Below are 26,210 nucleotides of genomic sequence, written 5' to 3'. Positions count from 1 at the left end.
GATCGGCCGATCCGGGTCGACAGCCCGTTCTGGGACAAGACCAAGACCGAGGTCGTCGCCTGGTATCTGGCTGCGGGACGGCCGGCCGCCGTCGAGCGGGTCAGCTGCCGACCGGGCCGCCGTCGAGCCGCCACGTCACGACGACCGCCGGCTTGGCGAAGTCGCCGTCGGGCCACGTCGACGCGGGCTTCTCCAGCGACGCCCCGGTGATCTCGCCCGGGTGCTGCACCGCGGTGAACACCGAGCGGTCGTCGCCGGTGATGAACGGCCCGCAGGTCTCCGCGCCCAGCGGCACCGTGAGGAACTGCTTGAGGTGACCGCGCTCCGGGCCCTCGATCGCCGTGGCGAAGAGGCCGTCGTTGCTGCCCAGCGCGTTGCCGTCGGTGGAGATCCACAGGTTGCCGGCGCTGTCGAAGGCGACGTTGTCGGGGCAGGAGATCGGGGAGACCGCGCTCTTGTCGTACCCGGCGAAGTAGGTCGAGGGATCCGCCGGGTCGCCGCAGACGATCGGCAGGGACCAGGTGAAGGTCTCCGCCGTGTGGTCGCCGCGGTCCTCGGTGATCTCGAAGATCTGGCCGTGCTTGTTGCCGATCCGCGGATTCGCCTCGTCGACGCCCGGGTTGGCGCCGACCCCGCGGTTGCTGTTGTTGGTCAGCGCGGCGTAGATCTTGCCGGTGACCGGGCTGGGCTGCACGTCCTCGGGCCGGTCCATCTTGGTCGCGCCGACGGCGTCGCCCGCCAGGCGGGTGAAGGTGAGCACGTCCGCGGCGCTCATGCCGGGCACGTACGACCGGTTGCCCGAGACCAGCTTGATCCACGTGCCGGTGCCGTCGAACACGCCGTCGGCGGGCAGCTTGCCGGAGCCGTCGATCTCGGCCGCGGGGCTGTCGCCGGAGAGCTTGGCCACGTAGAGGGTGCCCGATTCCAGCAGCGTGAGGTTGTGGCGGCGGTTGCCGGGGATGAACTTCTTCGCGGAGACGAACTTGTACAGGTAGTCGAAGCGCTCGTCGTCACCCATGTACGCGACCACGTGACCGGTCCGGCCGACGATGACGTTGGCGCCCTCGTGCTTGAGGCGGCCCAGCGCGGTGTGCTTGCGGGGGCGGCCCTGGGGGTCGAGCGGGTCCACCTCGACGACCCAGCCGAAGCGGTGCGCCTCGTTCGGGTGCTTGGCCAGGTCGAAACGCTCCTGCGCGCGCTCCCACCGGCGCGACCCGCCCGGATGGCGGGCGGTGGTGCTGATGCCGTACCGGGCGAGCTTGGGCTTGAGGTCCTCGGGCGCCTGGTCGCCGCCGACGAAGTACTGGTTGAAGTTCTCCTCGCCGGACAGCACCGTGCCCCACGGGGTGACGCCGCCGGAGCAGTTGTTCAGCGTGCCGATCGCGCTGGCGCCCTTGGGGTCGGCGGCGGTCCTCAGCCACGCCGAGCCCGCCGCCGGGCCGGTGAACGCGAACGGCGTGGCGAGCGCCGTGATGCGCCGGTTGTACGGCAGGTGCCGGCCGCGCGCCGGGCGCCACTGGCCCGTACCCCCGACCCGCTCGAGCTCGACCACCGACAGGCCGTGGGCGGCCATGGCGACCTTGATCTGGTCGACGGTCATGGCCTCGAGGGTGGTGAAGCCCGGGAACATCAGCTCCTCGTTGGTGTACTCGTGGTTGACCACGAGCAGCGCCCGGCGCCCGTCGCGGCCCAGCGGCACGACACCGACGAAGTCGTTGTTGTAGCCGAACTGCGCGGACTGCCGCTCGGCGGTCTGCCGGCGCACGTCGAGCGCGGGAGCGCCGGGCAGCACGGGGTCGCCCCAGCGCAGCACGACGGCGGTGTCGTAGCCGTTGGGCACGACGAGGTTGTCGAGCTTGTTCGGCGGGATCGGCTTGAAGGTGAGCGCGCCGGCCCTGCCCTTCGCCGGGGTCTGCGGCAGCAGGCCGGGCACCGGCGCGGACGACGCGGCGGGCGCGGCGGCCGCGGGCGTGCCGGCCGCCGCGGCGATGCCCAGGACCAGGGCGCCGACGGCACCGGCGCGGACGACGCCGCGCCGGGTCATGCCGTCGGAGACCACGTCGCCGAGGTACGGGTTGCCCGACTCGTTCGGTACGGGGTGGTCGCACGCGTTGCCGCAGCGGTAGAGACAGGTCATCGCGTCGCGTCCGCTGTGGCCGGCCGGGCCGAGCAGCGGAAGCAGGCGGGGTCGTTCGGTCATCGCGGTGTGGCTCCTCGCAGGCTGGGTCAGCACCCGTCACGGACGCTGGCTCGGACGCTAGGAGCCCGGGATGAGTCGCAACCCGACACAAGGTGAACGCCGCATGAACGGCTCAGGCCCCGGCCAGCCCGGCGACCTCGTCGGCGCAGCCCCAGCACAGCGTCATGCCGGCGCCGCCGTGCCCGTACGCGTGCACCACCGTCCCCTCGGGACGCCGCTCCGCCTCGACCCGCGGGCCGCCGTGACGCGCCGGGCGCAACCCCACCTTCTCCCCCACGACGGGCGCGCCGGCGAGCTCGGGCACAAGGGCGACGCACCGGGCGATGATGGCGTCGCGGGTCGCCGGGTCCGGTGTGGTCGACCACTGGTCCGGCTCGAACGTGCCGCCGAGCACCACGTCGCGGGTGCGTGGGTGGATGTACGTGCTGGGCTCGCTCTGGTCGCGGACGGACACGGTGATGCCGGGGTTGGCGACCAGGACGATCTGGCCGCGGACCGGGTGCACGGCGGGGTCGTCGCAGAGCTTGCCGGCGGCCAGCCCCGTGGCGTTGACCACGACCGGCGCCTCGGCCAGCGCCTCCTCCAGCCGCCGCGCCCCGCGCCGCACCACGCGCCCGCCACCGCGCTCGAAGCGGTCACGCAGCCAGGGCAGATAGACGTCCATCTCCACCAGCGGCGCCTCGAAGCGCACCTCCCGCGTCCAGGGAGCCGCGGCGTCCCGGTACGTCACGCGCCCGGCGGCCGGGGCCCACCAGGGCTCGCCGCTGGACCCGTCGCGTTCCAGGTTGCGGGTCTCGCGGAGGAGCACACCCGGCACGCCGTCGCGGGCCTCGCGCCGGAAGTGCTCGTAGGTCGCCCCGGCCCACCGCAGCACCCGCGGGTCGAAGTCGGTGCGGGTCGGGTACCAGACCGCCGCGGCGACGGCCGACACGGTGTCGAGCGGCCCGGCCGGGCTCCACAGGGTCACCTCCGCCCCGCGCTCGAGCAGCCGCGTCGCCGCTGTCAGCCCGATGATCCCGCCGCCCAGCACGATGACGTCCGTCATCCTCCTCATCCTCCTGCAACCCGTTCCTGAGTACCGCAGCTCAGTCGTGGCGGCCCGAATCCCGGCAGGCTCCCCGTCATGGAGAACACCCCGCAGCCGAAGACCACGTCCGCCTTCTACGTGCAGTCGATCGCCTCGTTCGGCCTGTCCCTGACCGCCACGGTCGCGGGCATCGTCTACCTGCCCGTCGGCGCCTGGATCCGCGCGTTCCTCGCCGTCGGCCTGCTCTACGTCGTGACCTCGGCGTTCACGCTGGCCAAGTGCGTACGCGACGCCCAGGAGGCGGGCTCGGTGGTTCGCCGCGTCGACCAGGCCCGGGTGGACAAGCTGCTCGCCGAGCACGACCCGTACCGGGTGGCCGGCTAGAGCCTCTGCAGCGTGGCCGGGTCCGGTTCGCCGTCGTAGTAGCGGTCGAGCACCTGCCGGAAGACGCCCGGCTGCCCCTCGCCGGCGGCCTCGGCGAACAGGGTCATCGACGAGCGCAGCTTCAGGTCGTCGGGGTGGCCGAGGATCTGCGCCGCGGACCGGCCCTCGACCGCCAGCAACGCCTCGGCGCACTCGGTCAGGCGCGGGCCCAGCACCGGATGGGCCAGGTAGGCCCGGGCCTCGGCGAGGTCGCGGATCGCGTACCGCTGCGCCGTCGGGCTGGAGCCCAGCCCGGCGATCTGCGGGAACACGAACCACATCCAGTGGCTGCGCTTCTGCCCGGCGCGAAGCTCCGCGAGCGCCCGGTCGTAGGTCGTGTCCTGCGCCTGCACGAACCGTTCCAGATCCGACATGCCGATCATCGTGCCACGCCGGTCGTGCCGGGCAGCCCGAGCATCGCCGCCGCCCGTCGGCAGCGCGCGGGGTCCATGAGGATCTCGGTCGAGTCCACCGCCTGGTCGATCGTGCCGGGCAGGGTGCCGACCGGCCCGCCACGGCGACCGCCGAGCCGGCCGAGCAGGGCACGCACCTCGGGATCCTCGACCGCCGAGGTCAGCGCCACCACGAGGCGGTCGGCGTCGAGCACGCGGATGTCCCGGGTGTGGAACGGGCGGGGGCGCGGGTCCACGGCCGGGGCCAGGCCCAGGCCGTTGGTCGCGGCGGCGAGCACGCTCGCGGCCCGCACCAGCGCGTCCTCCCGCTCGCGCCAGCCGGTCGCGGCCAGGGCTCCGGCCAGCGACGGGCCGGCCCGCGCGGCGAGGTCCAGGCGGGCGAAGGCGGTGCCGAGCCATTTCGCGTACGGGGCCCAGCGCCGCTCGATCAGGAACGCGAGGCGCATCAGCTCGCGTACGAGGCGGGCGGTGACGACGCGGGAGCCCAGGTCGTCCCCGGCGGCCCCGGCGCGGCCCGGGAAAGCCTCCTCCTGGGCCACCCGGAGCCAGCCCGCCGCGAGGGCGTAGCGCCAGATGTCGTGCGGATACCAGGCCAGGGCGGCGCGGCGGCGGGCCAGCTCGCCGTCCGGGTCGTGGAAGACCGCCCCGGCGGTGAGCATGCCCAGGGTCTGCGTCGGGGCCAGCAGCCAGTCGGCCAGGCTCAGGCCGCCCGCAGGGTCGGCGCCGAGCCGGGCCGTGAAGTACGCCGCGGCCGTCGTGACCTCGACGTGCTGCCCGTGCGTTCCGTTGTACGCGAAAGCCACCGGGTGCCCGTCGAAGCCGGCGGGCAGCCCGGTCAGGTCCGGCGCGGGAGCACCCGGCGGCAGGAAGAGCTGCACGCGCGGGCCGAAGTCGTGGTCGGGTGACACCCCGTCGTCGAGGCCGAGCACCTCCGAGCCGGGCCCGAGCAGCGCGGCGGCGTGCGGCGTGGCGCCGAGCAGCGGACGCACCGCCTGCTCGTAGAAGCGGCGGGCGAGATCGAGTCCGGGCACGACCGTCACCCTGACGGCCGGTCGCGCCCGGGCGCAAACGATTTCAGTAACGGCAGCGCAGCACCATCATGGTGTGCCCGCCGACCTCCATCCGCCCCGATGCCTTGACCGTCTTCTTGCGGTGGGCCAGCAGCGGGTCGGCCGTGTCGATGACCGGTTCCCAGGTGCGGCCGTACTCGCGGGGCGGCACGGTGAACGCGACCGCGTCGGGCAGCGGGTTGAACAGCACCAGGAACGACGAGTCCGTGATGGTCTCGCCGAGGGCGTCCTGCTCGGGGATGCCGTGGCCGTTGAGGAAGACCGTCATCGTCATGCCGAACTGCTGCGTCCAGTCCTGCGCGGTCATCGGCTCGCCGTCGCGGCGCAGCCAGGCGATGTCCGGCAGCTTCGAGTCGCCGGCCGGCCGGCCGGTGAAGAAGCGGCGGCGGCGGAAAATCGGGTGCTCGGCGCGCAGCGCGGTCAGCTTCTGGGTGAACAGCGTCAGCACGTCGTGGTGCCGGGCGTCCTCCCAGTCGATCCAGCTGAGCTCGTTGTCCTGGGCGTACACGTTGTTGTTGCCCTGCTGGGTGCGGCCCAGCTCGTCGCCGTGGGCGATCATCGGCACGCCCTGCGACAGCAGCAGCGTGGCCAGGAAGTTGCGCTTCTGCCGCTCGCGCAGCGCGGTGACCTCGGGATCGTCGGTGGGGCCCTCGACGCCGCAGTTCCACGAGCGGTTGTGGCTCTCGCCGTCGCGGTTCTCCTCGCCGTTGGCGTCGTTGTGCTTCTCGTTGTACGACACCAGGTCGGTCAGCGTGAACCCGTCGTGCGCGATGACGAAGTTGATGGACGCTATCGGGCGGCGCCCGTCGATCTCGTACAGGTCGGAGGAGCCGGTGAAACGGGACGCGAACTCGCCCAGGCTGGACGGCTCGCCGCGCCAGAAGTCGCGGACGCTGTCGCGGTACTTGCCGTTCCACTCGGTCCACAGCGGCGGGAAGCCGCCGACCTGGTAGCCGCCGTCGCCGACGTCCCACGGCTCGGCGATGAGCTTCACCTGGCTCACCACCGGGTCCTGGTTGACCAGGTCGAAGAACGCGGCCAGCCGGTTGACCTCGTGGAACTCGCGGGCCAGCGAGGCGGCGAGGTCGAAGCGGAACCCGTCGACGTGCATCTCGGTCACCCAGTACCGCAGCGAGTCCATGATGAGCCGCAGCGACTCGTGGTGCCGGACGTTGAGGCTGTTCCCGGTGCCGGTGGTGTCGTAGTAGTACTGCTTGTCCTCGTCGACGAGCCGGTAGTACGCCGGGTTGTCGATGCCCCGGAACGACAGCGTGGGCCCGAGGTGGTTGCCCTCGGCGGTGTGGTTGTAGACGACGTCCAGGATGACCTCGATGCCGGCCGCGTGCAGGGCCTTGACCATCGACTTGAACTCCTGGACCTGGTTGCCCCGGCCGCCGAAGGACGCGTAGTCGTTGTGCGGGGCGAAGAAGCCGATGGTGTTGTAGCCCCAGTAGTTGCGCAGGCCCCGCTCGGTGAGCCCGCTGTCGTGCACGAACTGGTGCACCGGCATGAGCTCGACCGCGGTGACGCCGAGGTCCTTGAAATGCTTGATCATCGCCGGGTGGGCGAGGCCGGAGTAGGTGCCGCGGACGTCCTCGGGGATCTTCGGGTTGCGCGCGGTCATGCCCTTGACGTGCGCCTCGTAGATCACCGTCTGGTGCCACGGGATGCGCAGCGGCCGGTCGTTGGCCCAGTCGAAGTACGGGTTCACCACCACCGAGCGCATCGCGTACGGGGCGGAGTCGGCGTCGTTGAGCCTTCCCGGGTCCCCGAAGTGGTACGAGAACAGCGCGTTGTCCCACTCGTTGTGCCCGTCGATCGCCTTCGCGTACGGGTCGAGCAGCAGCTTCGTGGGGTTGCAGCGCAGCCCCCGCGACGGGTCGTACGGGCCGTGCACGCGGTAGCCGTACCGCTGACCGGGCACGATCCGTGGCAGGTATCCGTGCCACACCAGGGCCTCACGCTCCGGCAGGTCGATCCGGGTCTCCTTGCCGTCGTCGTCGAACAGGCACAGCTCGACCCGCTCGGCGACCTCGGAGAAGAGCGCGAAGTTGGTGCCGCCGCCGTCGTAGGTGGCGCCGAGCGGATACGGGTTGCCCGGCCAGATCTTCATGGGGTTGCTCCTTGCGGGGTCGACGGCTTGCCGGTCGACTTCCCTGTTCCGGCCCCGCTGAATCCCCCGCCGGCGGTGAGTCTGCCCGCAGCCGGCGCCCCGCGGTGCGGCCGCGGGACGCCGGTCGATGCGCTTGCGATCAGGTGCGCGCGGCCGAGGCGGCCGGCTCGGCGGCGCTCAGCGGCGTCGCCAGCTGCTCCAGGCTCTGCCGCTCGGCCTTGACCCCGAGGACCGCCTCGACGAGGCCCGCGGCGATCATCAGCGCGGCGCCGATGACGAACGCGAGCACGGTGTCGCCGACCTGGCCCGTGCCGACCAGCTCGGCGAAGAGCAGCGGGCCGGAGACGCCGCCGACCGCGGTGCCGACGGCGTAGAAGAACGCGATCGCCAGCGCGCGGGTCTCCATCGGGAAGATCTCGCTGACCGTCAGGTACGCCGAGCTGGCGCCCGCCGAGGCGAAGAACAGCACCACGCACCAGCACACGGTCATCGTCACGGCGTTGAGCGCACCGGTCGAGAACAACCACGCGGTCACCAGCAGGAGCAGGCCCGAGACGACGTACGTGCCGGTGATCATGATCTTCCGGCCGACCGAGTCGAAGAGCGGCGCGAGCACCAGCGGGCCGATCAGGTTGCCCACGGCGATCACCGCGAAGTAGTAGCCCGTGCTGCCCGACGGCACGTCGAAGAAGGTCTGCAGGATCTGCGCGTACCCGAAGGTGATCGCGTTGTAGAGGAACGCCTGCCCGACGAACAGGGCGAGGCCCAGCGCGGCCCGTCTCGGGTACTGCCGCACGAGCGTCTTCGCGATCTCGCCGAAGCCGATCGACCGCCGCTGCCGGATGGTGATGTAGTGCTCGGCCGGCTTCAGGGTGACCTTGTCCTCGCGCTCGACGGTCTCCTCGACGTCGCGCACGAGCGTCTCCGCCTCCTCGCCGCGGCCGTGGATGAACAGCCAGCGCGGGCTCTCCGGGACGTGCCGGCGCACCAGCAGGATGACCAGGCCGAGCACCACGCCGAGCCCGAAGGCCGCGCGCCAGCCCCAGGCGACCGGCAGCTGCGTCAGGATCGGTACGGTCACCAGCGCCCCCACCGCCGCGCCGGCCCAGAACGTGCCGTTGATGACGATGTCGATGCGGCCGCGGTGCCGGGCCGGGATCAGCTCGTCGATCGCGGAGTTGATCGCCGCGTACTCGCCGCCGATGCCGGCGCCGGTGATGAACCGGAAGACGAAGAACCACCACGGGTCGAAGCTGAGCGCGGTCATCGCCGTACCGAACAGGTAGACGCCGAGCGTCAGCATGAACAGCTTCTTGCGGCCGAAGCGGTCGGTGAGCCAGCCGAAGAAGAGCGCGCCGAAGCAGGCGCCGAGCACGTACGTCGCCGCGCCGAGACCGGTGACCTGGCTCTGCGTGATGTCCAGGCCGCTGCCGGGCTCCGCCAGCCGGCCGGAGAGGTTGCCGACGATCGTCACCTCGAGCCCGTCCAGGATCCAGACGGTGCCGAGACCGATGACGATCATCCAATGCCAGCGGGCCCAGGGCAGCCGGTCGAGGCGGGCGGGCACGTTCGTGCGCACCGTACCGGCATCGTCGGTGGTCATGTGACGCAGCTACCCCGCAGATCGCTGCATCATGCACGTCTCCCGGCGGTACAAATGAACCGATGCCCGAGCTCACCCCCCGCCGCCGCCTGCTGGTTCTCGCGATCTGCTGTCTGAGCCTGTTCATCGTGGGGCTCGACAGCACCATCGTGAACATCGCGCTGCCCTCGCTGCGCGCCGACCTGGGCGCGTCGGTGTCCGGGCTGCAGTGGGTGATCGACGCGTACACGCTGGTGCTGGCCAGCCTGCTGGTGCTGGCCGGCTCGACCGCCGACCGGGTGGGCCGGCGGCGCACCTTCCAGACCGGCCTGGCCCTGTTCACCGCCGGCTCGCTGCTGTGCAGCATCGCCCCCGACCTGGGCTGGCTGGTCGCGTTCCGCACGGTGCAGGCCGTCGGTGGCTCGATGCTCAACCCGGTCGCGATGTCGATCATCACGAACACCTTCACCGAGCCGCGCGAGCGGGCCCGGGCGATCGGCGTGTGGGGCGGCGTGGTGGGCCTGAGCATGGCGCTCGGGCCGGTGCTCGGCGGCGCCCTGGTGGCCGGGCTGGGCTGGCGGTCGATCTTCTGGATCAACGTGCCGGTCGGGGTCGCCGCGATCGTGCTCGCTGCGGTGTTCGTCCCCGAGTCCCGCGCCGCGCGTCCGCGCCGGCTCGACCCGATCGGCCAGCTCCTGGTCCTCACGGTCCTGGCCACGGTCGTCTTCGGCATCATCGAGGGCCCGTCGGCCGGATGGACGGACCCGGTCATCATCGGCTGCTTCGTCGCGGGCGCGGCGGCCCTCGCCACGCTGATCCGGTACGAGACCCGGCGGCACGAGCCGCTGCTGGATCTGCGCGTCTTCCGCAGCGTCCCGTTCTCCGGAGCCGCGGTGATCGCCGTCTGCGCGTTCGGCACGCTGGGCGGCTTCCTGTTCCTCAACTCGCTGTACCTGCAGGAGGTCCGCGGCCTGTCCGCGCTGCAGGCGGGCCTCTACACGCTGCCGATGGCGCTGGTCACCGCGGTCGTGGCGCCGCTGTCCGGGCGCATCGTCGGCGCCCACGGCCCGCGGCTGCCGCTGATCCTGGCCGGCGCGGCGATCGCCGTGGCGATGCTGCCACTGACCCGGCTCAACGCGGGCACGCCGGTGTGGCTTCTCGCCGCGTGCTACGCGGTCTTCGGCTTCGGCTTCGGGATGGTGAACGCGCCCATCACCAACACCGCCGTCTCCGGTCTCCCCCGTGCCCAGGCCGGCGTGGCGGCCGCGATCGCCTCCACCAGCCGGCAGGTCGGCGCGGCGCTCGGCGTGGCCGTGATCGGCGCGGTCGTCGTCTCGGGCCTCGGTGGCACGGCCGCGGCCCGGCTCGCCGAGGCCTCCCGGTCCGGCTGGTGGATCATGGTGGCCTGCGGGCTGGTCGTGCTGCTCCTCGGCGTGCTGACCACCGGCCGCCGCGCCCGGGCCACCGCCGAGCGTGCCGGTGCCGACCTGCTCGAGGTTGTACCGGCATGACGGACCTCCTGGACATCCGCCGCATCTACGTCGAGCCCGAGGCGGCCGCCCTCCCGCGCGGCCGCGAGGTGCTGAGCCGCTTCCCCGGCGCCGAGCTGGTCGAGGTGGAGAGCCACAGCCGCATCCCCGAGCTCTACGGCGACGAGACCAACGTCAACCGATGGGTACGCATCAAGCGCGAGGCCCTGGTGCTCGGCGTGAAGAAGTCCCTGACCGCCCGCCCCAACGGCCGCTCCGCGGACTTCATCGCCCCGTCCACGGCCAACGGATGCGCGATGGCCTGCGCCTACTGCTACGTGCCCCGCCGCAAGGGCTACTCCAACCCCGTGACGGTCTTCGCCAACATCGACAAGATCCTCGGGTACGTGCAGCGCCACGCCGGCCGCCAGGGCGTGAAGCCTGCGCCGAACGAGTGCGACCCGAAGGCCTGGGTCTACGACATCGGCGAGAACTCGGACTGCTCGCTCGACGCCCGGATCAGCGACAACGTGCGCGACCTGGTCGAGCTGTTCCGCCGGCTGCCCAATGCCAAGGCCAGCTTCGCCACCAAGCACGTCAACCGCGGGCTGCTGGAGTGGGACCCGCAGGGCCGTACGCGGATCCGCTTCTCGCTGATGCCGCACCGCGACGCCAAGTTGCTCGACATCCGCACCAGCCCGATCGCCGAGCGGATCGCCGCCGTCGACGACTTCGTCGCGGCCGGGTACGAGGTGCACGTCAACTTCAGCCCGGTCGTGGTGCGCGACGGCTGGCTCGAGGACTGGGCGGCGATGCTGGCGGAGCTGGACGCCGGCCTGGGCCCCGCCGCGAAGGCGCAGCTCGCCGCGGAGGTCATCTTCCTGACCCACAACCGCGACCTGCACGAGGTCAACCTCGGCTGGCACCCGAAGGCCGAGGAGCTGCTCTGGCGCCCCGAGCTGCAGCAGGTCAAACGCTCGCAGAACGGCGCGCTCAACGTGCGGTACCGTACCGGTGAGAAGGGCCGGCACGTGGCGGCGCTCACCGAGGTGATCAACCGGGTCACGCCGTACTGCCGGATCCGCTATGCCTTCTGACGTCGCCGGCCGCGCATGACGCTGGTCATCGTCAGCGGGCCGCCCGGCACGGGCAAGTCGACGCTGGCCCGCGCGCTGGCCGCCACGATCGGCTGCCCGGCGGTCTGCCGGGACGAGATCCGCGTCGGCGTGGTGCACGCGGGCACGCCGGACGACCGCTTCCTGCACACGCTCGAGACGTTCTTCGACGTCCTCGGCGTGCTCGCCCGCAGCGGCGTCACGGCGGTCGCGGAGGCGGCGTTCCAGGACCGGCTGTGGCGGCCCCGGCTGCAACCGCTCGCGGCCCTGGCACCCGTACGGATCATCCGCTGCGCGCCGCCGCCCGAGGTGGTCCGCGCGCGGATCGCCGCCCGGATGGCCACGGACGCGGCCCACGACGACGCCGGCCTGCTCGCCCGGCCGCCGTCGTGGGAGCCGATCACCATGGACGTTCCCACGCTGGTGGTGGACACGACCGACGGCTATCGCCCGTCGCTCGCCGCGATCGCCGAGTTCGCCTTCGCGTAGGCCGCGAAGGCCGCCTTGCGCTCCCACGTGCCGTCGCCGGCCACCGCGACCAGCCCGTACGACGCGGCGTCGAAGCGGCCCCGCAGGTTGTACGACGCGAAGGTGCACCAGAACGCGGTGTCCACGCCGTTCTCCTCGAACACGTCGAGCAGCTCGCGCAGGTAACGGGCCTGCTCCTCCTCGTCCCGCACGATGTCGCCCTTGAGGGCGCGGGGCGTGGAGCCGTCCCACTCCACGACGAACATGCCTCGCGCGCCGAGGTCCGCCGCGCCGCGGAACGTGGTGCAGCCGAACTCGGTGATCGCCACCGGCTTGCCGTGCGTCCCGAGCACCTGGACCGCGTACGGATAGACGTCGGCGGTCTCCTCCGACCGGTACAGGTCCACGCCCACGACGTCGAACGGCGTCCAGTCGACCTGCTCCGACGGCAGCGCCGCGTAGGTGACCCGGCCGCCGAACCGCGCCCGTACGACGGCGACGGCCTCGGCGAGGAACGCGTTGAGGCGCGGCCGGATCTCCTCCGTCCGCAGGCCCCCGCGTGCGAGCAGGGCCAGCCGTTCCTCGAGGGTCTCACCGGGCAGGAAGCCCTTCGTGAACAGCGTGTGCTCCGCGCCGGTCACCATGACGACCTCCGCGCCCCCGGTGCGCAGCCGCTCGGCCCGGTCGGCGCAGCCGGCGAGCACGTCGAGCAGCTCCCCGGTGCTCAGGTCGCTGGTGAACGGTGAGAACCACACCTCCAGTCCCGCGTCGGCGGCGGCCCGCGCGGCGAGCTCCAGGCGGTCCGGGTCACTGCCCGTCACGCGTACGGCGGTGCAGCGCAGCTCCTCGGCGATCACCCGCAGGTCCCGGCGTACGGCCGCCGCGTCGAACGGCTCGTGTGTGCTGGGCCCGTCGCCGTGCCGGAACCCCGTGTCGTACGTGATACCTCTGCGTCTCATGCGCATAGGGTACTGCACGTACCCTATAATCGGCGGGTGCGACGACGACGAGGGGCGGTGCTCGAGGAGGCGATCCTCCGGGCCGCCGCGCAGGAGCTCACCGAATCCGGCTACCCGGGCCTGACCATGGACGCCGTGGCACGCCGCGCGGGCACGAACAAGAACGCCATCTACCGGCGCTGGCCGAGCCGCGCGGCGCTGGGGGTGGCGGCGTACCGGCACCTCGCCGACACCGCGACGGCCGTACCGGACACGGGCTCCCTGCGGGAGGACGCCCTGGCGCTGCTGCGCGGCGCCAACCGCCACATGGCGTCGCCGCTCGGCGCGGTGATGCGCAGCCTCCTCGCGGGCGCCGGCGACGACCCCGAGCTGCTGGCGGCGATCCACGAACGCTCCGCGGACGCCGGCTCACAGCTGTGGCTGTCCGTCCTGGAGCGCGCGGTCGCCCGCGGGGAGGCCCCGGCGGCGGCCCTGCACCCCCGCGTCGCGACGACCGCGATCGTGTTGCTGCGCAACGAATTCGTGACGCGGGGCGTGCCGTCCGCACCGGACGAGGTCCTCGTCGAGATCGTCGACGAGGTCTACCTCCCCCTGGTTCGCGGCCGTGCCGGGCCTGCCTGATCCCCGCCCGTTTCAGGTGACGTTGAAGACGAACAGGCTGCGATCGAGGTACGTGGCCGGGTCGTGCCACGTCGACTGGAACAGGAACGAGTTGCCGAGGTAGTTGGTCGTCTCGACGGCGGGAACCGGGATGGTGAAGTCGAGCTGCTCGGTGGTGCCCGCCTTGACCGTCAGCCCGGCGAACTCCGGCTGGGTCAGGCGCACGAACCGCTCGTCCACCGCGGTCACCGCCTCGCTGACGTCCGGGGCCAGGTTCGCCGGGCCCACGAACAGGTGGACGAACAGCCACGTGTAGTCGATCGGGTCCGGGTTGCTGATCCCCACGCTGTAGCTCACGTTCCCACCGACCGGCGCGCCACCGCTCCAGCCCTGGTACACGATCATCGGGCTGTTGGCGCGCTTGAGCTTGCGCTGCAGTTGTTCCGGCGTGACCGCGGTGAACAGCTCACCCCGGCGTTCGGCCTCCGTGCGGCGCCGCTCGATCGTCTCGGCGACCCCCTTGATGAACGCGGCCTGTCGATCCGCGAAGTCGGACACGGAATGCTGGAACTCGGCCATCGATGACCTCCAATGTCGTCTGCCCGTACGGGCCGGCCGTTGCGTACGGCCAGACCTACGCCGCGCGGCGATCGGCTTCCAGCGTTCTGTCCTTGGTCCGACCGGCCGCCGTTTCGCGTCATGGGCACGGCGGAACGGCGGCCGCGGAGTCACGGCCCGGCTAGCGGGTCGCGACGAGATGCCGGCTGAAGAACCGGTTGCCGGCATCCGCCTCGAACGCCGGGACGCCGGTGTGCCCGCCCATGTTGGCGTGCAGCGTCTTCTCCTCGGAACCGAAGGCGTCGAACAGGTCAAGGGCCATCTGCCGGTCGTTGCCCTCGTCGTCCCACTGCAGCAGGACGTGCAGCGGAACGGTGACCCGCCGGGCCTCCTCGAGGATGGACCGGGGCACGTAGCTCCCGGCGAACAGCAGGGCGGCCGCGATGCGCGGCTCGACCGCCGCCAGCCGCACGCCGATCGAGATCACCCCTCCGGCGTACCCGGCCGGGCCGGTGATCCCGGGCAGCGACAGCAGGACGTCCAGGGCCGCCCGGCACTCCGGGACCGCTTTGTCGACCAGCGGCAGGACGAGCCGGTCGACGATGTCGTCGCCGACCCGCTCGCCGGCCTGGACCGCCCGGCGCAGGTCGGCGCGGGCCTGGTCGGCGGCGGCGGACCGGGGCCGGTCACCGCTGCCGGGCAGCTCGATGGTGGCCGCGGCGAAACCCTCCGCCACGGTGTGCCGGGCCCGGGCCGCCAGCCGGGGGTACATCCGGTCCAGGCCGCCGGGGTGGCCGAGCAGGACCAGCGGGACCGGTGCGGACGGCGATCCGGGCGTCCACAAGATGCCGGGGATGTCGCCGAGGGAGAACCGGCGCTCGAGGACACCGTCGCCGAGGCGCTGTTCAACGGTGAATTCCATGGTCGTGCCTTTCGGGAGTGCGGTAGAAACGGCGCTCCCGGACGACGACCTATCGCCCGACCGTGACCCCTGAGGGGAGCACCCATGTCGAAACGTTCACGGGTACCACCTCCTCGGTCTCTCGCACGGCTGGCGAGAACGTATCACGGACGGCCGGTCAGCACCTGCGGCCCGGCGGCGGTGACGGCGACCGTGTGCTCCGAGTGCGCGGTACGCGACCCGTCGGCCGAGCGGATCGTCCACCCGTCCTCGTCGTACGTGATCTTGTCGGTGGAGCGGCAGAACCAGGGCTCGATGGCGATCGTGAGGCCCGGGTCGAGTCGCATGCCCCGGCGGGCGCGGCCGGTGTTGGAGATGTGCGGGGCCTCGTGCATCGTGCGTCCGATGCCGTGACCGCCGAACTCGGCGTTGACGCCGTACCCGTAGGAGGTGGCGACCTCGCCGATCGCGGCGGAGATGTCGCCGAGGCGGCCGCCGGGCTGGGCGGCGGCTATGCCGGCCCGCAGGGCGACCTCGGTGGCCTCGATGAGCTTGAGGTCCTCCGGGTCCGGGATGCCCACGACGAAGGAGAGCGCGGAGTCCGCGTTCCAGCCGTCGATGCCCAGCGCCATGTCGATGCTCAGCAGGTCGCCGTCGCGCAGCACGTAGTCGTGAGGCAGGCCGTGCAGCACCGCGTCGTTGACCGACAGGCACAGCACGTTGCGGAACGGGCCGCGGCCGAACGAGGGCGCGTAGTCCCAATAGCACGACTCGGCGCCGCGTTCCTTGATCCGGCGGCGGGCGTGGTGCTCGAGGTCGAGCAGGTTGACGCCGACCGCGGCGACGCCGCTCAGCTCGGCGAGCAGCTCGCCGACGAACTGGCCGGCCACCGCCATCCGGCCGATCTCCTCGGCGGACTTGAGCTCGATCACGACAATGTTCCTCTCGACGGGCGGTATTTCTATACCGGTATTTTTATACCACGGCATCCGGAGGGCTATCCTGCTGGCATGGTTCGCCAACCACTCACCGCCGACCAGATCGCCGCGGGCCAGCGCCTCGGAGCCGCCCTCCGCGCCGCGCGGGGCGATCGGGGCCTCGTCGAGGTGGCGCTGGCGGCCGGCATCTCCCCCGAGACGCTGCGCAAGATCGAGGCGGGCCGGCTGCCCGCGCCGGCGTTCGGCACCGTGGTCGGGCTCAGCCGGGCCCTCGACGTGCCGCTGAGCGACCTGGCCGACGTGTGGTCGGCCGACACGCCCGTGCACCAGGCGTCCTAACCGGGAGGGATCACGCTGCGGCGGTCGTCGGGCAGGCGCCGGGTGGCTCCCGTACGGTCGAGCAGCCCGAGCAGCGGCACCGCGACCCGCCGGCTGGTGTCCAGGGCCTGGCGGGCCTGGCTTAGCGTGAACGGCTGCGGCAGCCCCGCCAGCACCTTCGCGGCTTGTTCCGGCGCTCCGGCGCGCAGCACGACGTGCTCGGCGAGCTGGACCACGAGCCCCGCGCGGACCGCCGCGCCGAGCTGGCGCGGCCCCAGACCCAGCTCGGCCAGCCGGTACGCCTCCGGCGCCGCGAACGGCCGGTCCGCGAGGTCGCCGAACGCCTTGTCCACGGCGGCCACCAGCTCGGCCGGCACGCTCGGACCGCCGGCCGACACCCGCCCGGACCGGATCACCAGCGGCGGCGTGACCAGGGCTTCCACCAGGGAACGGTCGGGCAGCCCGAGCCGGTGCCGCAAGGCCTCCACCGGCATTCCGGGCTCGAGCGGACGCTCCCGCGCGTGCCGGTCCACCTCGTGCGCGACCCGGTCCCGCAGCTGCGCCCAGTGATCCGGATCGGCCAGCCAGTCCCCCGCGACCGCGGCACCGCCGGCGCCCACCCCCATGCGTTCCAGGTCCCCGCGCCGGACCAGCAGGCGGCGGCGCAGCTCATCGGCCAGGTCCGCGACGCCGTCCATCCCGGCCAGCACGGCGGCGCGTGCAGCGGCCGCGCCCCGCCGGTGCAGACCCGGGGGTACGACGTCCAGCACGGTCACCCCGCCCGCCACGTGGTGCCGGCCGGGGTCGCGTAGCAGCGCCCGGTCCCCGATGCGCAGCGGCAGCGCCCGGCCGAGCCGCAGCCGTGCGGTGTCCGCGCCGAGCGGCCGTACCCGGGCGGGCACCGCCGCCGAGCCCGCGTGCAGGGTGAGCGTGCCGGGCAGGTCGGCGGCCGGGTCCCCGTGCACGCGCACGTCCACCAGATCCGTGAAGTGGTACGCCCCCGGCGTGAGCAGCGCGGCCCCGCGGGTGACGGCGTCGCGGTCCACCCCGCGCAGGTTCACCGCGACCCGGGCCGGCCCGGCGACCTCGGTGACCGTCTCCCCCAGGCTCTGCAGCCCGCGTACCCGCACGGGCCGTCCCGCACCGGTCAGCTCCAGCTCGTCACCGGCCCGCAGCGTGCCCGCACCGAGCGTGCCGGTGACGACCGTGCCGGCGCCCTTGATGGTGAACGCGCGGTCGATCCACAGCCGCACCGGTCCCGCACCGGGCGGGGGCAGGCCCGCGACGACCCGTCCGAGGGCCGCCCGCAGGTCCGCCATCCCGGCCCCGGTGACCGCGCTGACGGCGACGGTCTCCACGGCGCCCAGCGAGGTGGCGGCGATCTCGCCCCCTGCCAGCTCGGCCGCGGCGGCCGGATCGGCGAGGTCGGCGCGCGTCACCACCAGCAGCCCGTGCCGTACGCCGAGCGCGTCGAGCGCCGCCAGGTGCTCCGCCGACTGCGGCATCCAGCCCTCGTCCGCGGCGACGACGATCATGGCGGCGGGTACGGGCCCCACCCCGGCCAGCATGTTCGGCACGAACCGCTCGTGGCCGGGCACGTCCACGAACGCGACGGTGCCGCCCGGGTCCAGCGTGGTCCAGGCGAACCCGAGGTCGATGGTCATGCCGCGGCGGCGCTCCTCGGCCCAGCGGTCGGGTTCCATCCCGGTGAGCGCGCGGACCAGCGTGGACTTGCCGTGGTCGACGTGACCGGCGGTGGCGATGACGTGCACGGTCAGCGCATACCCACGGCGGCCACCGCTGCAACGACCGTCGCGTCGTGTTCCGGGGCGATGCAGCGAAGGTCCAGCAGGAGCCGGCCCCGGACCACCCGGCCGACGACGGGCGGCTCGCCCAGGCGCAGCGGCTCCGCGTACGCCTCCGGTAGCGCGACCGCCCACGACGCCAGCTCCAGCTCCGGGGCTCCGCCGCCACCGACCACCGCGACCGACGGCACCACCTCGGCTTTGAGCCGCGCCGCCACCTCCTCGGTGCGCGCCCGCAGGGCGTCCGGGTCGGCGCGCAACGCCTGCCAGGTCGGCGTCTCGGGCCCCGCCACGGTGGCCTGCAGCGCGGCTAGGGTCAGCTTGTCGACCCGCAGCGCCCGGGCGAGCGGATGCCGCCGCAGCCGTTCCACCAGCCCGGCCTCGCCGAGCAGCAGCCCGGCCTGCGGGCCGCCCAGCAGCTTGTCGCCGCTGGCGATGACGAGGTCGGCGCCGGCCCGCAGCGTGCTCGCTGCGTCCGGCTCGCCGGGCAGCAGCGGATCGGGCGCCAGCAGACCGGACCCGATGTCGGCGACCACGGGTACGCCGAGGCCGCCCAGCTCGGTCACCTCGACGGCCCGGGTGAAGCCGCGGACGACGAAGTTGGACGGATGCACCTTGAGGACGAAGCCGGTCTGCGGCCCCACCGCCTCCGCGTAGTCGGCGATCGAGGTGCGATTCGTGGTGCCCACCTCGCGCAGCCGCGCGCCGGTCGACGCCAGCAGGTCGGGGAGCCGGAACCCGTCGCCGATCTCGACGAGTTCGCCGCGGCTCACCACGATCTCGCGGCCCGCGGCGAGTGCCGTCGCGGCCAGCACGAGCGCGGCCGCCCCGTTGTTGACCACGTGCACGCCGCCCGCGTCGGGCAACGCGGCGGCCAGCGCCGCCAGCGCGCCGCGCCCTCGCCGGGCCCGCCGGCCGGTGGCCAGGTCCAGCTCGACGTCGGTGTGCCCGCTCGCCGCGGCGACCGCCGCGACCGCCGCCGCGGACAGGGCGGCCCGGCCCAGGTTGGTGTGCAGCACCACGCCGGTCGCGTTCAGCACCGGCCGCAGGCCGCCCGGGGTGCTCGGCAGAGCCTCCAGGGCGGCCACGGTCACGTCGTCGGGTGTGATCTCCCCGGCGCGGGCGCGCTGCTGGGCCGCGACGACCGCGGCCTTGACCGGCCCGCGGCCGAGACGCGGGATGGCGGCGGCCACCCGAGGGTCGGCGAGCACGGCATCGGTACGCGGGATCCGGCGCCTCGGATCCACCGTGGTGTCACCCAACCCGCGCCTCCTCGACGTGCCGCCGGGTTCACCGTACCCGCCGGCGGGTCAGCACTCGTCGTAGACGTACGTCCGCGAGCCGGGGGCGGTGACCATCTGATCCCGGCGTACCACCGAGATCTTGCTCTTGACGCTGCGGCACGCCTTCGTGAACCCGGACGACGAGTACTCGACGTCCACCCACTTGCCGCCGTAGACGCCGGCGTAGTCCGCGCACTCCCCGGTGCTCCCGCACTCCTCGACGACGGCGAAGTCGAATCCGGCGGCCTTGCCGTCGCCCTCCAGCTCCGCGGTGTTCTTCTGGGCGATCGCGAGACCGGCCGCGTGCGCGCGATCGATGAGCAGCTTCGCGTACGCGAGCGCGTTCGCCGAGGTCATCAGCTTCGGTGCGTCCGTACCGTCGAAATCGGGGTCGGTCCGGGCCCGCTCGCGGTCCGCGACATCCGCGTACGCCCGGGTGAACGTGTCGAGGTTGTCCACCTCGACCGCGTCGAACCCCTTGCCGGCGCACGTCGTGATCTGCTTGCCGATGATCTGCGCGAGCGCGTCCCGGTTCGCCGCGGTCCGCACGTCGAACATGATCTCGTCGGGCCACCCGGGATCGACGTAGAAGTCCCGCGAGTACTTCCCACCGTCGTCGGCGGTCGGCACGCTCGGCGTGGGGTTGGGCAGCAGCAGCTTGCGCCGCGTGGCGTCGCCGGCGAACCACCGGCTGGTGCCCTCGCTGCCGGCGCTGTCGTCGGGCTGCGTCTGGAAGCCGTTGATGTAGCAGACGTTGTAGAGGCCGGCGGCGGGCGCCGCGCCGACGTCGCGGCTGACGACCTTCACCCCCGACGGCGGGGTGTACGCGGACCCGATCTGGTAGTCGAACTTGGCGTTCGCCGGGAACGCCTTGACGCTTCTCGCCTGCAGGCTGCTCTGCTGGCCGGCTTTGGGCTGGCCGGCCTTCTGTCGGCCGGCTTCGGGCTGGCCGGCCTTCTGTTGGCCGGCTTTGGGCTGCGCGGTGTCGTCGGCCATCGCGTAGGAAGCGCCGGCTGCCATGGCGAGCGCGGCGCCCGCGACCATGACGATGCGGATCGAACGGGAGGGGGTTGGCACGGAAGTCTCCTGAACGGTCTGGATCTGCCCCGCCTCGGGCTCACGGCCCTGGCGACCGGTTGGGCTCGATCCCTGCCGCCCCATCCTGGGCGACGCGCGCCACCCCACGGAACGGCAGGCACCAGGCTTTGCCCTTTCCTACAAAAACGGTTCAGGATCGAAGGTGTCGATCGGCAGGATCCGGACCCGCGGCAGCACGCTCGTGAAACACCCGGCGTCGGACTCCAGGTCGAACAACGCGAGCCCCTCATCCACCAGGTGATCGAACCCGGCGTTGAAGAACTCGGTGAACCCGACGACCCCCACCCGCCGCCCGCCGTTGCGCAGCAACCGGCCGATGTGCGGGAGGAAATCCCCGTCGTGGCTGGCCAGCAGCACGTCACCGCGGCGCTTGCCGATCGCGTCCAGTGTCCGCTGGATGCCGATGTCCACCACCTTCTGCCCGGGCCCGCCGGACAACGGGATCGGCCGGTAATCCATCGACTGCAGCGCCCGGATGAACGACGTCGGCAACGCCCCCGACGAGGCGTTCAGGAAGAACAACGCGGTCACACCCTGCCCCCACGTCTCCTCCGCGAACTGCCGCAACCGCTCCCACCGCGGCCGCTCGTCCGGATTGGGACGATGATCGAGGATCTGCTGGCCGAGAGTGGAATCTATGTTCTCCCCGTCGATCAGGAGGTACGTGACGGCGGTGCCGGGATTGCTCATCCTGGTACCTCACAGCCCCGCAGCGTCCGGCGCAAGCCAGGCACGCTGTCACTGGTACCCGACGTGGACGACCAGGTGGTCGCCGCGGGCCTCGGATCCCACGTACACGTACCCGGGATCGAGCAGCCTCGGCGGCAGACTCCGCTCCTCGGTGAGCCCCATCCGCCGGGCCAGCTCGGCCGGCGACTGCCCGGCCGCGGGCGCCAGGGTGACCTGCCACCAGCATCCACCGGACCCGCACTGCTCGCTCTCCTCGACGACGCTCGCGCCGGGCGGCGGGTCGGGGATGCGCGACTTCGGCGGGAGGGCGCCTTCACTACCGAAGGCCGTCAACGCGAAGAACCAGAGCACCCAGATGCCTGCCGGTGCGGCCAGGCCGAGGACGAGGGCCAGCACTGCCCGGGCTCGCGTGATCATCGCGCCAGGGTAGTGAGCCCCTTCACCCGCTCCTGAACCGTTGCCCCGGGGTCCTTGGTTCCGTGAGTGGGCAGCCATCGAACGCGACGCCCGCGCCCTTCGGTCATTCCAGCCGCTCGTCCTGCCCGGCCTGTTCCAGACTCCGGCGTATGCGCACGCTCTCTGCGCCACCGGCAGTCCCCTCCCGCCGGACCAGGTCGAGCAGATCGTCGCCGGCCGGATCGAACGACAACGGGTGCTGGACCGAACGCCGCCGCCGCTCATCGTCGCCGTCGTCGACCAGACGGTCCTTGAACGTCCGATCGGTGGCCCGTCCACGATGCGCGCGCAACTGCTCCGGTTGATCGAGTTGGCCGAGCGGCCCAACATCCACATCCACGTCGTCCCCAAGACCGTCGGCGGCTACACCGGGCTGAGCGGTCCCTTCGTCCTCGCATCCCCGTTCGAGGGCAGGGACATCGCGTACCTCGACAACCAGATCAAGGGCACTGTTCTCGACGCCCCCGAGGAGGTGGCAATGCTCCACGAGGCGTGGGAGGCTGTGCGTGCCGAGGCGCTGCCGCGGCAGCAGACCCTCGCCTTGATCTCGGAGGCCGCGAACCGATGGACCTGACCGGCGCCCAGTGGCACAAGAGTTCGCGTAGCAGCGGCAACGGCGGCGACTGCGTCGAGGTCGCCGGCAACCTGCCGGGCGTCGTCGCGGTGCGGGACTCGAAAGCGCCGGACGGACCGGCCCTCGTCTTCACCCCCGGTCAGTGGCGAGCATTCATCACCGGCGTGAAGACCGGGGAGTTCGACAGCTGATCGGCCTTCACCCCGCCCGGCCGCCCTCGGGTGTCGGCCCTTCGCCGTCCTGCGTCGCGCCGCGCGCGGTTTTGGGATCCCTCAGGCGATTCTGTTTCTGCCCGTCCGCGCAGCAGGAATCAGCGCACTGATAACGCCCGGCGCAGTCGATGAGGTATTGAAGGTTCGGGCGTCCCTGCAGAATGTACGGCCGAGCCGGGTCCGGCTCCATCCCGAACCCGTGACTCATCAATTGGAGGCGCGGGTGCCAGAATCTCAGCACCCACCTGCGCGGCACGATCCACTGCCGTGACAGCATGCCGAGCTGGTCGAAGACCGCGAGGGATCTGACCATCAGGTACTCCTCCTCGGAGTCACGAGCCGGCACGTCACCCGTCGCGATCGCCCGGTACACCAGCAGCCGGCCGCGCTGCATGTCGCCGTTGAGCATCACGTTCTGAATCGCAATGAAGTTGCTCGTGCGGAGATTCCGTAGATTGATCAAAGCGGTCGAGAGCGACACCAGGATCGCGAGAAGGGCGATCAACAGGCTGAGAATGTCCTTGTTCGCGCCGACCCACGCCATGGCACCAGACCTTCCTTTCCGCAGTCAGCTGACTCCGGAGCGTATCGTCGCTCGCCGATGCCGAGATACAGATCCATCGAACGGGAAGGCCGCGCGCCGCACTACCTCGTTCTTCCGGCGTACGGCCCTGGCTGACGCGGTGGTTGCCCGGACGACCGTATGCTGCCGGGATGGATCCATCGGTCGAGGCGGCACTGTCCGGGATGCTGGCGGCCGCCGAGGACGCTACGCCCGTGAACGCCGTGGAGGCTGTCACCCGGGAGCTGGGCGTGGCATTGCACGCCGACAGCGTCTCCTTCCTCATCGCCGACCTCAGCGGCCGGGCACTGGTCCGGCTGGCGCATGTCCCGTTCGGCCCGGCCCCGGACGGCCGCCGCGACGGCGACGAGCTGGCGACCGTGATGCCCTTCGACGGCGGCCCCCAGGAAGACGCCTTACGGACCCAGGCCGTACAGGTGGTCAAGGGCGACTCCGGATGGACGATCCTTGCCCCGGTCACCGAGCGCGGCGAGGTGATCGGGCTGCTGGAGATCCTCCTCGGTGCCGAGCCGGCACCGGCGGCACTCGCTGAGATCGCGCGCACCGCGCATGCGCTCGCGTTCGTCGTGATCGCCAATCGGCGCCACACCGACCTGTTCGAGTGGGGACAGCGCACCACCCCGTTCAACCTGTCCGCCGAGATTCAACGCCGGCTGCTGCCCAGCGCCTTCACCTGCGAGGGCGGCTCGCTGACCCTGTCCGGCTGGCTCGAGCCGTCGGCGAGCATCGGCGGGGACACCTTCGACTACAGCCTCGCTCGTGACACCTTGCACTTCAGCGTCACCGACGCCATGGGCCACGGCGTGACCAGCGCGCTGATCGCCACCCTCGGCGTGGCGAGCCTACGCAACTCCCGCCGTGCCGGGCACAGCCTCACCGAACAGGCCGACCGCGCCGGCGCCGCCGTGGCCGAACACGCCCCGGCCAAGGGCGCCTTCCTCACCGCGATCCTGGGCCGCCTGGATCTGCACACGGGGACCTGCGCGCTGATCAACGCCGGCCACGTGCCGCCGATCCTGATCCGTGACGGCGATCCGCGCGAGCTCGCCCTGCCGCGGAACTTCGCCCTCGGCATGTTCCCCGAGACACCGGCTCGCGCCGGCTCGGTGAAGCTGCGACCCGGCGACCGCATGGTCGTCGTCACCGACGGCATGCGAGAACGCAACGCCGCCGCCCTCGACCTCACGGCCCGGCTACGATCGCTCGCGGCCCTGCATCCTCGCGAGGCCGCTCGCAGCCTGGCCGACGCGGTCCTCGCCGTCGCCGGCCCCGTCCTCCAGGACGACGCCACCCTCTTGATCATCGACTGGCACGGGCACCACGACCGGCCTCGTCGCTCCAGCGCGGGTGCCGACGTCTCCGCGCCCACCTCAGCCGACTACCGCTGACCGCTCGGCGGCGGTCAGGATGCCGCCGGCGGCATGTCCGCCTCGGCCGCCTCCACCGTGTCGTACACGTCCAGCACCTGGTCCACCGCTGACAGCCGCAGCACGTACGCGACAGGCTCCTGCATCCGGGCGACGCACAACTTGCCGCCCGCACCCTGTAACTCCTTGAACCACACCAGCAACACACCCAGTCCGCTGGAATCCAGGAAGGACACGTCGGCCAGGTCCAGCACCATCTGCAGGTCACGTTTGCCGGCGGTAGTCGTCTGGAGGAACGCGTCCAACTCGGGGCCGGTGTCCATGTCCACCTGACCGCCGACCTCCACCACCGTGCAAGCCCTGCCGGCCCGCGCCGCCAGTTGCAGAGTCACGACCCACCTCCGGACAAACGACCTGCCTCGACGGACCGCCCACCGCAGCCCCTTGTCACACCTTTAACCCGGCACAACGGCCGGGAATCATCAAGCCGTCACGACCTACCACAGTCTGGCCTGCACACGATGTCCCCGCAGCCGGAGTCGCCACACCGCCTCACGCGGCCGGCGCCCGGCGTTCCGGCGGGCCGCCTACACCGGCGAACCACCGAATCCGATCTCGTTGCCGTCCGGGTCTCGAAAGGTCGCCTTGCGTACGCCGTTGTCGTAAGTCTCGCTCTTCGCCGGTGTGAGACCGCGCGCGGCGATCCCGGCGACACGGGCGTCGAAGTCGCTGACGAACACCGTGTGCACGGCATGCCCGGCGTCCTGCGGCCGCACCTCGATGAAGACGAAACGATGGTCGGCAAGCTCCCACACCGCTTCGACGTCGTTGGGCAGGAACGACGGCCCGGCGCCGAGGAGCCGCTCGTACCAGGCGACCGCCGTGGCGTAGTCGCGGACCGGAATTCCTGCGAAAAGGTCCACAGTCATGGAGCCAGGCTAGAGCGTCGCCGTCGTCCGCCGGCCGTCGCTGCGTTGCTACCTTCACCTCGTGGCCCTTGTCCGAGCGTTCGACGACCACGAGTACCTCCCGGACTACAGCACCCTCGTCCTCCTCGACCCGGACGTCACCTGGGGACCTGAGGATCCCGAGGTGCCGCGATACCGCGACCGCGGAGACAAACCAACCGGCACATTCGCCGGGTCGGGTGGCGGCTGGATCACCGCTCAGGCCGACGACCTGGCCGACCATACGGTCCGCCTCGAATTGCACGACTGTCCGCCGCCGGCCGACCACGACGACTTCGACGACGTGCTGGAAACGCCGTATCGGGCCGCTTCCGGAGGCGTGTCGCTGGCCTGGCTGACCGACGGTCCCGGTGAGCGCGTGGACCTCACCCTGGGAGACAACGAATGGTTCCGGGTACGCATCGCGCTCCAGCGGCGCGACGCCGGGAACCTGTACACCTGGCTCCTTCGCTTCTGGCCCGCGTCAGCGCTCGAGCCACCGGTCTTCCTGGCCCGCAGCCAGCCCGCAGCCGGCCCCGGCGACAACTACTACGGGCTTGCTCACGACCTCGAAGCAATACTCCGATGGACGCCCCCGCCGTCGCTGGAAATTCCGATGGGCGATCTGGCAGAACGGCTCATGGTCGACCAACGGGACCTGCGCGGCGCTCTGGCGTACGCGGAGGAAGCCGGCCTGCTGCACGCTGACGGCGACCACCTGCTGCACGTGCGGCTCGGCCGTCGAGCCGAATCGTGACTTAGTGATGAGCGGAGGCGGACGGGAATCGAACTCGCCTGGCCCGGATACCGGGCCACACCGGTTTTGAAGACCGGGAGGGGCACCAGCCACCTGAACGCCTCCGTCGATCACCCTAGCCGCAGCCCGGCACGCCCGCCGCGCGACCCGCACCGCACGACAACCGCCGGCCGGCGTGGCCCGGGTGCGGGCCGCCGCGCGCAGTGGGACAGCGCGGTCCAGAACCCGCCATGCTCAGCGGGACGGCGCGGCTTCGAGGCCCTCGGCGTTATCCACAGCCCGCC

Annotated in this window: 28 protein-coding genes and 1 tRNA gene; 10 read left to right on the top strand and 19 right to left on the bottom strand. The window is 72.1% G+C overall.

Annotated elements, in window-relative coordinates:
- Positions 1–100 precede the first annotated feature (100 nt).
- On the bottom strand, positions 101–2,200 hold the full coding sequence (locus AB0K03_RS14430) for a PhoX family phosphatase (protein ID WP_364684323.1): 2,100 nt from the start codon (positions 2,198–2,200) through the stop codon (positions 101–103).
- 112 nt (positions 2,201–2,312) lie between these two features.
- A complete protein-coding gene (locus AB0K03_RS14425; RefSeq protein WP_364684321.1) occupies positions 2,313–3,245 on the bottom strand; it encodes an FAD-dependent oxidoreductase in 933 nt (310 codons plus the stop codon).
- A gap of 78 nt (positions 3,246–3,323) precedes the next feature.
- Between AB0K03_RS14425 and AB0K03_RS14420 the strand changes: the two genes are divergently transcribed.
- Complete coding sequence (locus AB0K03_RS14420) at positions 3,324–3,611, top strand: YiaA/YiaB family inner membrane protein (RefSeq protein WP_364684320.1); 288 nt, start codon at positions 3,324–3,326, stop codon at positions 3,609–3,611.
- Here the strand turns inward: AB0K03_RS14420 and AB0K03_RS14415 are convergent.
- The 4 genes from AB0K03_RS14415 to AB0K03_RS14400 all read right to left on the bottom strand — a co-directional run bounded on the left by AB0K03_RS14415 (position 3,608) and on the right by AB0K03_RS14400 (position 8,849).
- Positions 3,608–4,024: a DUF1810 domain-containing protein gene (locus tag AB0K03_RS14415; protein ID WP_364684318.1), complete on the bottom strand. Its 417-nt coding sequence runs from the start codon at positions 4,022–4,024 to the stop codon at positions 3,608–3,610. The two genes, AB0K03_RS14420 and AB0K03_RS14415, sit on opposite strands and share 4 nt — an antisense overlap.
- A 5-nt stretch (positions 4,025–4,029) precedes the next feature.
- Positions 4,030–5,094: a DUF4037 domain-containing protein gene (locus tag AB0K03_RS14410; protein WP_364684316.1), complete on the bottom strand. Its 1,065-nt coding sequence runs from the start codon at positions 5,092–5,094 to the stop codon at positions 4,030–4,032.
- Between the two features lie 43 nt (positions 5,095–5,137).
- Positions 5,138–7,246: a glycogen debranching protein GlgX gene (gene glgX, locus AB0K03_RS14405; RefSeq protein ID WP_364684314.1), complete on the bottom strand. Its 2,109-nt coding sequence runs from the start codon at positions 7,244–7,246 to the stop codon at positions 5,138–5,140.
- A gap of 139 nt (positions 7,247–7,385) precedes the next feature.
- Positions 7,386–8,849, bottom strand: a complete 1,464-nt coding sequence (locus AB0K03_RS14400) for an MFS transporter (protein ID WP_364684313.1) — start codon at positions 8,847–8,849, stop codon at positions 7,386–7,388.
- Between the two features lie 62 nt (positions 8,850–8,911).
- Here AB0K03_RS14400 and AB0K03_RS14395 point away from each other — a divergent pair, with 62 nt between their 5' ends.
- From AB0K03_RS14395 to AB0K03_RS14385, 3 genes are read left to right on the top strand one after another with little or no spacing between them, the layout of a single operon-like run.
- A complete protein-coding gene (locus AB0K03_RS14395; RefSeq protein ID WP_364684311.1) occupies positions 8,912–10,339 on the top strand; it encodes a DHA2 family efflux MFS transporter permease subunit in 1,428 nt (475 codons plus the stop codon).
- Entirely contained in the window at positions 10,336–11,394 is a 1,059-nt protein-coding gene (locus AB0K03_RS14390; RefSeq protein ID WP_364684309.1) for a spore photoproduct lyase family protein, read from the top strand. Before AB0K03_RS14395 ends, AB0K03_RS14390 begins: the two co-directional genes overlap by 4 nt.
- A gap of 15 nt (positions 11,395–11,409) precedes the next feature.
- Complete coding sequence (locus AB0K03_RS14385; protein WP_364684307.1) at positions 11,410–11,901, top strand: AAA family ATPase; 492 nt, start codon at positions 11,410–11,412, stop codon at positions 11,899–11,901.
- On the opposite strand, the gene AB0K03_RS14380 is transcribed toward AB0K03_RS14385, so the two are convergent.
- Positions 11,856–12,839, bottom strand: coding sequence for a hypothetical protein (locus tag AB0K03_RS14380; protein ID WP_364684305.1), 984 nt, complete (start codon positions 12,837–12,839; stop codon positions 11,856–11,858). The genes AB0K03_RS14385 and AB0K03_RS14380 overlap by 46 nt on opposite strands.
- 36 nt (positions 12,840–12,875) lie before the next feature.
- Here AB0K03_RS14380 and AB0K03_RS14375 point away from each other — a divergent pair, with 36 nt between their 5' ends.
- On the top strand, positions 12,876–13,460 hold the full coding sequence (locus tag AB0K03_RS14375) for a TetR/AcrR family transcriptional regulator (protein ID WP_364684303.1): 585 nt from the start codon (positions 12,876–12,878) through the stop codon (positions 13,458–13,460).
- A gap of 12 nt (positions 13,461–13,472) precedes the next feature.
- Here the strand turns inward: AB0K03_RS14375 and AB0K03_RS14370 are convergent, their stop codons facing one another.
- The 3 genes from AB0K03_RS14370 to map form a co-directional block, all read right to left on the bottom strand.
- The gene (locus AB0K03_RS14370) at positions 13,473–14,018 is read right to left on the bottom strand and encodes a hypothetical protein (protein WP_364684301.1); all 546 of its coding nucleotides are present in this window, start codon (positions 14,016–14,018) and stop codon (positions 13,473–13,475) included.
- Positions 14,019–14,178: 160 nt separating this feature from the next.
- Positions 14,179–14,919, bottom strand: a complete 741-nt coding sequence (locus AB0K03_RS14365; protein WP_364684299.1) for an alpha/beta hydrolase — start codon at positions 14,917–14,919, stop codon at positions 14,179–14,181.
- A 143-nt stretch (positions 14,920–15,062) separates the two neighbouring features.
- Positions 15,063–15,830: a type I methionyl aminopeptidase gene (map, locus tag AB0K03_RS14360; protein WP_364684298.1), complete on the bottom strand. Its 768-nt coding sequence runs from the start codon at positions 15,828–15,830 to the stop codon at positions 15,063–15,065.
- A gap of 78 nt (positions 15,831–15,908) precedes the next feature.
- Here map and AB0K03_RS14355 point away from each other — a divergent pair, with 78 nt between their 5' ends.
- The gene (locus tag AB0K03_RS14355) at positions 15,909–16,175 is read left to right on the top strand and encodes a helix-turn-helix transcriptional regulator (protein ID WP_364684296.1); all 267 of its coding nucleotides are present in this window, start codon (positions 15,909–15,911) and stop codon (positions 16,173–16,175) included.
- Here the strand turns inward: AB0K03_RS14355 and selB are convergent.
- The 5 genes from selB to AB0K03_RS14330 all read right to left on the bottom strand — a co-directional run bounded on the left by selB (position 16,172) and on the right by AB0K03_RS14330 (position 21,447).
- Complete coding sequence (gene selB / locus AB0K03_RS14350; RefSeq protein WP_364684294.1) at positions 16,172–17,926, bottom strand: selenocysteine-specific translation elongation factor; 1,755 nt, start codon at positions 17,924–17,926, stop codon at positions 16,172–16,174. The two genes, AB0K03_RS14355 and selB, sit on opposite strands and share 4 nt — an antisense overlap.
- 2 nt (positions 17,927–17,928) lie before the next feature.
- Positions 17,929–19,221: an L-seryl-tRNA(Sec) selenium transferase gene (gene selA, locus AB0K03_RS14345; RefSeq protein WP_364684292.1), complete on the bottom strand. Its 1,293-nt coding sequence runs from the start codon at positions 19,219–19,221 to the stop codon at positions 17,929–17,931.
- 48 nt (positions 19,222–19,269) lie between these two features.
- Positions 19,270–20,319 carry an endo alpha-1,4 polygalactosaminidase gene (locus AB0K03_RS14340; protein WP_364684290.1) on the bottom strand — a complete coding sequence of 350 codons (1,050 nt, stop codon included), beginning with the start codon at positions 20,317–20,319 and terminating at the stop codon, positions 19,270–19,272.
- Positions 20,320–20,457: 138 nt separating this feature from the next.
- Complete coding sequence (locus tag AB0K03_RS14335; RefSeq protein ID WP_364684288.1) at positions 20,458–21,030, bottom strand: NYN domain-containing protein; 573 nt, start codon at positions 21,028–21,030, stop codon at positions 20,458–20,460.
- 48 nt (positions 21,031–21,078) lie between these two features.
- Entirely contained in the window at positions 21,079–21,447 is a 369-nt protein-coding gene (locus AB0K03_RS14330) for a hypothetical protein (RefSeq protein WP_364684286.1), read from the bottom strand.
- Positions 21,448–21,487: 40 nt separating this feature from the next.
- Between AB0K03_RS14330 and AB0K03_RS14325 the strand changes: the two genes are divergently transcribed.
- Positions 21,488–22,060, top strand: coding sequence for a DUF5753 domain-containing protein (locus AB0K03_RS14325; protein WP_364684284.1), 573 nt, complete (start codon positions 21,488–21,490; stop codon positions 22,058–22,060).
- Positions 22,051–22,251 carry a DUF397 domain-containing protein gene (locus AB0K03_RS14320; RefSeq protein WP_364684282.1) on the top strand — a complete coding sequence of 67 codons (201 nt, stop codon included), beginning with the start codon at positions 22,051–22,053 and terminating at the stop codon, positions 22,249–22,251. The genes AB0K03_RS14325 and AB0K03_RS14320 overlap by 10 nt, the downstream gene beginning before the upstream one ends.
- 7 nt (positions 22,252–22,258) lie before the next feature.
- Here the strand turns inward: AB0K03_RS14320 and AB0K03_RS14315 are convergent, their stop codons facing one another.
- Positions 22,259–22,816, bottom strand: a complete 558-nt coding sequence (locus AB0K03_RS14315; RefSeq protein ID WP_364684280.1) for a hypothetical protein — start codon at positions 22,814–22,816, stop codon at positions 22,259–22,261.
- Between the two features lie 170 nt (positions 22,817–22,986).
- On the opposite strand from AB0K03_RS14315, the gene AB0K03_RS14310 reads away from it, so the two are divergent.
- Positions 22,987–24,243 carry a PP2C family protein-serine/threonine phosphatase gene (locus AB0K03_RS14310; RefSeq protein ID WP_364684278.1) on the top strand — a complete coding sequence of 419 codons (1,257 nt, stop codon included), beginning with the start codon at positions 22,987–22,989 and terminating at the stop codon, positions 24,241–24,243.
- A gap of 14 nt (positions 24,244–24,257) precedes the next feature.
- Here the strand turns inward: AB0K03_RS14310 and AB0K03_RS14305 are convergent, their stop codons facing one another.
- Positions 24,258–24,614, bottom strand: a complete 357-nt coding sequence (locus AB0K03_RS14305; protein ID WP_364684276.1) for an STAS domain-containing protein — start codon at positions 24,612–24,614, stop codon at positions 24,258–24,260.
- Between the two features lie 195 nt (positions 24,615–24,809).
- Entirely contained in the window at positions 24,810–25,151 is a 342-nt protein-coding gene (locus AB0K03_RS14300; protein ID WP_364684274.1) for a VOC family protein, read from the bottom strand.
- A 61-nt stretch (positions 25,152–25,212) separates the two neighbouring features.
- On the opposite strand from AB0K03_RS14300, the gene AB0K03_RS14295 reads away from it, so the two are divergent.
- Positions 25,213–25,926 (top strand): hypothetical protein, encoded by a 714-nt coding sequence (locus tag AB0K03_RS14295; RefSeq protein ID WP_364684272.1) that lies wholly within the window; start codon positions 25,213–25,215, stop codon positions 25,924–25,926.
- 11 nt (positions 25,927–25,937) lie between these two features.
- Here the strand turns inward: AB0K03_RS14295 and AB0K03_RS14290 are convergent.
- A tRNA-Sec gene (locus AB0K03_RS14290) sits at positions 25,938–26,031 on the bottom strand.
- Between the last annotated feature and the right edge of the window lie 179 nt (positions 26,032–26,210).

The sequence above is a fragment of the Actinoplanes sp. NPDC049316 genome, from assembly GCF_040677315.1.
Lineage (GTDB): Bacteria > Actinomycetota > Actinomycetes > Mycobacteriales > Micromonosporaceae > Actinoplanes.
This window is presented reverse-complemented; position numbering and strand designations above follow the sequence as displayed.

What these genes read in the sequence shown, in the direction of transcription:
- AB0K03_RS14310 (WP_364684278.1), top strand. Translation starts at nt 22,987, where the DNA reads ATGGATCCATCGGTCGAGGCGGCACTGTCCGGGATGCTGGCGGCCGCC.
- AB0K03_RS14335 (WP_364684288.1), bottom strand. Translation starts at nt 21,030, where the DNA reads ATGAGCAATCCCGGCACCGCCGTCACGTACCTCCTGATCGACGGGGAG.
- AB0K03_RS14380 (WP_364684305.1), bottom strand. Translation starts at nt 12,839, where the DNA reads ATGAGACGCAGAGGTATCACGTACGACACGGGGTTCCGGCACGGCGAC.
- AB0K03_RS14330 (WP_364684286.1), bottom strand. Translation starts at nt 21,447, where the DNA reads ATGATCACGCGAGCCCGGGCAGTGCTGGCCCTCGTCCTCGGCCTGGCC.
- AB0K03_RS14415 (WP_364684318.1), bottom strand. Translation starts at nt 4,024, where the DNA reads ATGTCGGATCTGGAACGGTTCGTGCAGGCGCAGGACACGACCTACGAC.
- AB0K03_RS14320 (WP_364684282.1), top strand. Translation starts at nt 22,051, where the DNA reads ATGGACCTGACCGGCGCCCAGTGGCACAAGAGTTCGCGTAGCAGCGGC.
- AB0K03_RS14365 (WP_364684299.1), bottom strand. Translation starts at nt 14,919, where the DNA reads ATGGAATTCACCGTTGAACAGCGCCTCGGCGACGGTGTCCTCGAGCGC.
- AB0K03_RS14390 (WP_364684309.1), top strand. Translation starts at nt 10,336, where the DNA reads ATGACGGACCTCCTGGACATCCGCCGCATCTACGTCGAGCCCGAGGCG.
- AB0K03_RS14430 (WP_364684323.1), bottom strand. Translation starts at nt 2,200, where the DNA reads ATGACCGAACGACCCCGCCTGCTTCCGCTGCTCGGCCCGGCCGGCCAC.
- AB0K03_RS14395 (WP_364684311.1), top strand. Translation starts at nt 8,912, where the DNA reads ATGCCCGAGCTCACCCCCCGCCGCCGCCTGCTGGTTCTCGCGATCTGC.
- AB0K03_RS14300 (WP_364684274.1), bottom strand. Translation starts at nt 25,151, where the DNA reads ATGACTGTGGACCTTTTCGCAGGAATTCCGGTCCGCGACTACGCCACG.
- AB0K03_RS14370 (WP_364684301.1), bottom strand. Translation starts at nt 14,018, where the DNA reads ATGGCCGAGTTCCAGCATTCCGTGTCCGACTTCGCGGATCGACAGGCC.
- AB0K03_RS14400 (WP_364684313.1), bottom strand. Translation starts at nt 8,849, where the DNA reads ATGACCACCGACGATGCCGGTACGGTGCGCACGAACGTGCCCGCCCGC.
- AB0K03_RS14385 (WP_364684307.1), top strand. Translation starts at nt 11,410, where the DNA reads ATGACGCTGGTCATCGTCAGCGGGCCGCCCGGCACGGGCAAGTCGACG.
- AB0K03_RS14315 (WP_364684280.1), bottom strand. Translation starts at nt 22,816, where the DNA reads ATGGCGTGGGTCGGCGCGAACAAGGACATTCTCAGCCTGTTGATCGCC.
- glgX (WP_364684314.1), bottom strand. Translation starts at nt 7,246, where the DNA reads ATGAAGATCTGGCCGGGCAACCCGTATCCGCTCGGCGCCACCTACGAC.
- AB0K03_RS14420 (WP_364684320.1), top strand. Translation starts at nt 3,324, where the DNA reads ATGGAGAACACCCCGCAGCCGAAGACCACGTCCGCCTTCTACGTGCAG.
- AB0K03_RS14425 (WP_364684321.1), bottom strand. Translation starts at nt 3,245, where the DNA reads ATGACGGACGTCATCGTGCTGGGCGGCGGGATCATCGGGCTGACAGCG.
- AB0K03_RS14355 (WP_364684296.1), top strand. Translation starts at nt 15,909, where the DNA reads ATGGTTCGCCAACCACTCACCGCCGACCAGATCGCCGCGGGCCAGCGC.